The sequence below is a fragment of the Mycobacterium sp. genome, from assembly GCF_050701675.1.
Classification (GTDB): Bacteria; Actinomycetota; Actinomycetes; order Mycobacteriales; family Mycobacteriaceae; genus Mycobacterium.
Genome location: NZ_JBOGDD010000760.1, coordinates 1 through 5872, shown reverse-complemented (window position 1 = coordinate 5872; position 5872 = coordinate 1). Strand labels below are relative to the sequence as shown.

The following is a 5872-nucleotide window of genomic DNA, read 5'->3' as shown; positions in this document are numbered from 1 at the left end:
GCGCTGGCCAGCGCGGGAACTCGGAAGTAGACATGCGGGTCCTTGTCGCGATGAGCGGTGGCGTCGACTCGTCGGTGGCGGCTGCCCGGATGGTCGATGCCGGCCACGACGTCGTCGGCGTGCATCTCGCGCTGTCGTCGGCGCCGGGAACTCTGCGCACCGGCTCGCGCGGATGCTGTTCGAAGGAGGATGCGGGCGATGCCCGCCGCGTCGCCGACATCCTCGACATCCCCTTCTACGTCTGGGATTTCGCCGACCGCTTCAAGGAGGACGTGATCGACGACTTCGTCGCGTCCTACGCGCGCGGCGAGACGCCCAACCCCTGCATTCGGTGCAACGAGAAGATCAAGTTCTCGGCGCTGTCGGCCCGCGCGCTCGCGCTTGGCTTCGACGCGCTCGCCACCGGCCACTACGCCCGGCTCTCCGATGGTCGGCTGCGCCGCGCCGTCGATGCGGACAAGGACCAGTCCTACGTCCTCGGCGTGCTCGACGACCGACAGCTGGCGACGGCCGTCTTCCCGATCGGCGACACCCCCAAGCCGCAGATCCGGGAGGAGGCCGCCCGACGCGGTCTCGCGGTCGCCGACAAACCCGACAGCCATGACATCTGCTTCATCCCGTCCGGAGACACCCGCGCCTTCCTCGGTGCACGGATCGGCGTCCGCCGTGGCGCCGTCGTCGATGCCGGCGGCACCGTGCTTGCCGAACACGACGGCGTGCATGGTTTCACCATCGGTCAGCGCAAGGGTCTCGGCATCGAAGGGCCTGGCGCCGACGGTCGCCCCCGTTACGTCACGTCGATCGACGCCGAGAGCGGCACGGTACGCGTCGGTGGCGCAGGCGAACTCGATGTGTGGCACCTCGTCGGCGAGCGCCCGGTGTTCACCACCGGATCGAGCCTGGACGGCCCCATTGAATGCGACGTCCAGGTGCGTGCTCACGGCGGCCTCGCCGACGCCGTCGCGGAAGTCCGCGACGGCATGCTCGTCGCCGCGCTCCGCAGCCCGTTGCGAGGGGTGGCGGCCGGTCAGACGATGGTGCTGTACCGCCGCGACCCCGACGGTGACGAGGTCATCGCCAGCGCCACCATCTCTGCGACGACCGACGAAGGCTAGTCAGGAATCTTCGCCACGATGTTCGTCATCACGATGTCGGGCACCGAGGCGGGATACGCGCAGAACGTGACCTCCACCAGGACGACCGACTTCAGGCGGTAGTCACGCCCGCATTCACTACTCGTCCTGGTCCGCACGGAATCGTCGGTCGCCGTCCAGTCGCCGACGTAACCGGACGTCGAGGACCCGCACGCGTCGACGAGGCCGACCACGCCGTCGAAGGCGTGACGTGCCGTCGCGGCGTCACGGTAGCCCGCGGCGCCCTGCGAGATGAGCGCACCGCGCGGCGGGTTCTGGTACGTCGTCTCGTGGAATTCCTCGACCTCGGGTCCGAAGGTCTGCGTCTCCGCGAAGATCCAGCTGCACTGAGGGGGAACGCGGTCGGCGAGGACGGTAATGTCGACCGGAGACTTGCCGTCCATGCTCGGAATCACCGTCAGGTCCTCGCCGCCACCAGTGATCGCCCGCATCTGGGACTGCTCGAGCAGGACGGCATCCACGTCGACCGGCGACCGCGAGTCGTCGTCGATCCCCCGTGCGGACCGCTCGGCGGTCCCCGTCACGGTGTGGGTGCACGCCACGACGAGTAGGGCCGCGCAGACCGCATACGACAGTCTGAGAGCCGATGCGGGCATGGTCGACGGTAACTCTTCCCACCTGCCATCGAATACTGTTGGCCGCGTGAGCGTTTTCGCCGCGGCAACCGGCATCGGATCCTGGCCAGGCACGACGGCACGCACCGCCGCAGAAGTGGTGGTCGGTGAGCTGCACACGCTGACGCACCTGGTCGAGTTGCCAGGGCGGGGCGTGGGAGCCGACATGATCGGGCGCGCAGGCGCATTGCTGATCGGGATCGGCATCGACACGGTGCCGCGCGGTTACCGGGTGGCGCCGGGCCGCAGCTCCGTGGTGCGCCGGGCGGCGAGCCTGCTCGACGAGGACGTCGACGCGCTAGAAGAGGCCTGGGAGCGGGCCGGTTTGCGTGGCGGTCCGCGGACCGTCAAGGTGCAGGCGCCAGGGCCGATCACGTTGGCCGCGCAGCTCGAACTCGCCAACGGCCATCGCGCGATCACCGACGCCGGCGCGGTACGCGACCTGGCGGGGAGCCTCGCCGAGGGCCTCGCGGCCCATCGTGCCGAGATCTCGCGTCGTCTCGAGGTGCCGGTCGTCGTGCAGCTCGACGAACCGTCACTGCCCGCTGCGTTGGCGGGACGGCTGTCCGGCGTGTCGAGCTTCTCGACGGTTCATCCCGTGGACGAACCGGTGGCACAGAGCCTGCTCGACGAATGCATCGCGACCATCGGCGGCGAAGTCGTCATGCATTGCTGTGCACCGAACCTGCCATGGAACACGCTGGGGCGAAGTGCCCTGGCCGCAGTCTCGGTCGACGTCGCGACGTTGACGGCGAAGGACCTCGACGGCATCGGCGAATTCGTCGAATCGGGACGCGTGGTGATGCTCGGCGTGATTCCCTCGACGACGCCCGACCGTCGTCTGGCGCCGCAGGACGTGGCGAAGGCGGCCGCGTCGATCACCGACCGCCTCGGCTTCTCCCGCACGGTCCTGCGCGACCGCATTGGCGTTACTCCGGCGTGTGGGCTTGCCGGAGCGACCGAGGGGTGGGCACGTGCGGCGGTCGAGTTGGCGCAAACGGTCGCGGACGGGATCGCCGAGGACCCGTCGTCGGCGTAAGGTTTGTGGCAAACACCCAACCGGTCGAGGAGGACCGTGGTTCAGACACTGATCCGACTCGCGGCGGGCCTTGGGATCGTTGCCGCCATCTCGGTGGTGGGCGGTCTCGGCTCAGCCGTCACGTCTGCGGATCCGGGGGGACCCAAATCGCCGTCGAGTCACTCGCGCGACGGTGGTCATTCCCGTGGCAACGGAGACGGACACCGAGGTAATGGGCGTGGCTCACAGGATCGCGACCGGGGCGGTGACCACCGGCGCGACGGTTCCGGTCGCTCCGGCGCCAGGGGCCCGAGTGGCGACGACGGCCCGTTGCCAACGGTCGTCTCGCCAACGGTCGTCGCGGGCCGGGGTACGTCCGCGGTGACGGTGGGCCAGACCGCGACGGCGTCACGCCTGGCCGCGGTCGAGCCTTCGACGTCCGGTGTGGTCCCCGACGCTCCCATCATCCGGGTCGCCACTTCAGGCGGCGGATCGGGCGGAGGGGGTCAGGTGGCGACGCCGATCGTCGCGCCGCGGGTGACCTTCGGCGACGGCCGGTCACCCAGATTCTCGTCGGGCCGCCCCGATGACCTGCCCAGCCCGGTGGTCGTCGAGGTGCCCATCGTTCAACCGGCCCCGGTAGTGCCTGCCCTGCCTCCAGGTGCACCGCCCGCCCCGGCTCCGACACCTGCTCCGGCAGCCGTGGCGCGCACCGAGTGGTTGCCCGTCACACCGGTGACGGTGCTGTGGGGCAAGGTGCAACCGGACTGGTCCGCGGGCGTGTTCTTCGGCATCGCCGGACTGCTCCTGGCGCCGATCGGCGGAATCTGGCTGGGACACCGCCACGCACGCGCGTCGAGGTCGGCCACCGAGCTCGTCGACTCCTAAGACGTGCGCAGATCCTTGCGCAGGATCTTGCCGGACGCCGACTTCGGAATCGCCTCGATGAACGCGACCTGCCGAACCTTCTTGTACGGGGCCACCTGCCCGGCGACGAAGTCGATCACCTCGGCCTCGGTCAGCTGGGCGCCGGACTGTTTGACCACGAACGCCTTTGGGATCTCTTCGCCTGATTCGGCATCGGTGACGCCGATGACGGCCGCATCGGCGATGCCGGGATGAGCGAGCAGGACCGCTTCGAGTTCGGCGGGAGGCACCTGATAGCCCTTGTACTTGATGAGCTCCTTGAGCCTGTCGACGATGTACACACAGCCCGTGGAGTCGACGCGCGCTACGTCGCCAGTGTGCAGGAAGCCGTCGTCGTCGATGGTTTCACGGGTGGCCTCGGCATTCGCTAGATAGCCGGCCATGACGTTGGGCCCCTTGAACCACAGCTCCCCGGGTTCGCTGAGACCCGATGCGGGGGGATCGATTTCGGCGCCGGTCTCGGAGTCGACGATCCTGCTGACGGCGTTGGGAACCGTCCACCCGCAGGAACTGAGCGGTGCGACGGACCCGGTCAGCTCCAGGCCGCCGTCTGCCGGCGTGATGTGGCTGACGGGGCTCAGCTCGCTCATGCCGTAGCCCTGGACCAGTTGGCAGTTCAGCCGCTTGGCCACCGCATGCCCCAGTTCCTCGTCCAGTGGCGCCGCGCCCGACATGACGTTGCGCAGGCTCGACAGGTCGTACGAGTCGACGACGGGGTGCTTGGCCAGCGCGACGGCGACCGGTGGTGCGATGAAGACGTAAGTGCACCTGTGCTTCTGGATGTTGTCGAGGAACTCGCCAAGGTCGAAGCTCGGCATGATGACCAGCCGCGCACGCGCATGCAGCGCGGCGTTGAGGAGGACCGTCATGCCGTAGATGTGGAAGAACGGCAGCACCGCCAGGATTCGGTCGTCGGACCGCATGCCCTGCAACGGCCGAATCTGGGCGACGTTGGCGGCGAGGTTGCGGTGCGTGAGCATCACACCCTTCGGATTGGCCGTCGTGCCCGAACTGTAGGGCAGTGCCGCCAGGTGCGTGGCCGGGTCGAAGGCCACCTCTGGAACGGGGTATCCGGGTCCAAGCAGTTCGTCGGCGTTGGGATGGCCGTCGACCGCTTCCCCTGGACCGTCGAGCACGATGATCGCGTCATCGGCGAACCCGAGCGCGGCGGCTCCCTCGATGGCCTGGGCGCGCAGCGCGCCGACCGTGACCAGGGTCCCGGCCTTCGAATCGGTCAACTGCTTGACGATGTCCTTGGCGGTGAAGAGCGCGTTGATGGTGGTGGCGGTAGCGCCTGCGCGCAGGATGCCGTGAAACGCGATGGCGAACGCCGAACTGTTGGGCGCCAACAGCGCAACGACGTCGCCGACGCCGATTCCGCGCGCCGCGAGTGCTCCGGCGAACGCATCGATGCGGGAGATCATCTCGCCGTATGTCGTCTCGACGCCGGATTTCGCATCGACCATCGCAACGCGGTCGGCGTCGGCCTCACCGACGTCGCTGAAAAGGTAGTCGTAGACGCTGGTGGTGGGAATCTGGACCTGGGGGAAGGGGCTCGAGAAGCTCATCGTGCCCTCGATCGAACCATGACCGGTCGCCCGTGGGTCATCGTTGGTCGAGCTCGTCGATCAACTTCTTGGGGGCCACGAGCCGGTACGACGCGTCGACCAATTCGCGGACTTCATTCCAGTCCACCTTCGCCTTGGTGAAGTCCAGGCCCAGCCAGCCCGACACTCCCACGTAGGCCGGGTAGAAGAAACGGTCGTCCTGTCGCAGAGCCTCGCGGTCGGATCCATCGACCTTGACCATCACGCAGTGATTGACCGCGACCATCGGGCCCGACTCCTTGGTACTGCCGCCGTACATCGCGAACATCTTCGACGCGAAGAACCCCGGCCTGCCGTGCGAGACCTTTTCATGGGCCGCCGGATAGCCCAGGGCTATCTTGCGTAGCTCCGCCAGCCCTGGATCGTCGTCGTCGAACATGACCGGGTGGGGCATGGGGCGAGCCTAACCGGCGGGCAACGTGAAGTTCAGGCTGATCCCGACGCGCTGACATCGGCAGGCCTGTCACAGCGCTCGGATAGCCTGCCAAGGTGAGCTCACCTGACGCCGACATCCGTCGCGAGTGGCAGACGCTGGCCGACGAGGTGCGGGGC

The 5872-nt window shown here is 68.2% G+C and carries 6 protein-coding genes; 3 read left to right on the top strand and 3 right to left on the bottom strand.

The window, feature by feature from the left end:
* Positions 1-32: 32 nt before the first annotated feature.
* Positions 33-1115 (top strand): tRNA 2-thiouridine(34) synthase MnmA, encoded by a 1083-nt coding sequence (gene mnmA / locus ACRDUX_RS23245; protein ID WP_526416935.1) that lies wholly within the window; start codon positions 33-35, stop codon positions 1113-1115.
* On the opposite strand, the gene ACRDUX_RS23240 is transcribed toward mnmA, so the two are convergent.
* Positions 1112-1750, bottom strand: coding sequence for a sensor domain-containing protein (locus tag ACRDUX_RS23240; protein ID WP_526416933.1), 639 nt, complete (start codon positions 1748-1750; stop codon positions 1112-1114). The genes mnmA and ACRDUX_RS23240 overlap by 4 nt on opposite strands.
* Before the next feature lie 46 nt (positions 1751-1796).
* On the opposite strand from ACRDUX_RS23240, the gene ACRDUX_RS23235 reads away from it, so the two are divergent.
* A complete protein-coding gene (locus ACRDUX_RS23235; RefSeq protein WP_526416931.1) occupies positions 1797-2807 on the top strand; it encodes a uroporphyrinogen decarboxylase/cobalamine-independent methonine synthase family protein in 1011 nt (336 codons plus the stop codon).
* 36 nt (positions 2808-2843) lie between these two features.
* The gene (locus ACRDUX_RS23230; protein WP_526416929.1) at positions 2844-3674 is read left to right on the top strand and encodes a hypothetical protein; all 831 of its coding nucleotides are present in this window, start codon (positions 2844-2846) and stop codon (positions 3672-3674) included.
* Here the strand turns inward: ACRDUX_RS23230 and ACRDUX_RS23225 are convergent.
* Together ACRDUX_RS23225 and ACRDUX_RS23220 are read right to left on the bottom strand one after the other, a co-directional pair.
* On the bottom strand, positions 3671-5281 hold the full coding sequence (locus ACRDUX_RS23225; RefSeq protein ID WP_526416927.1) for a 4-coumarate--CoA ligase family protein: 1611 nt from the start codon (positions 5279-5281) through the stop codon (positions 3671-3673). The genes ACRDUX_RS23230 and ACRDUX_RS23225 overlap by 4 nt on opposite strands.
* A 37-nt stretch (positions 5282-5318) precedes the next feature.
* Positions 5319-5714, bottom strand: coding sequence for an MmcQ/YjbR family DNA-binding protein (locus ACRDUX_RS23220; RefSeq protein ID WP_526416925.1), 396 nt, complete (start codon positions 5712-5714; stop codon positions 5319-5321).
* Positions 5715-5872: the final 158 nt, after the last annotated feature.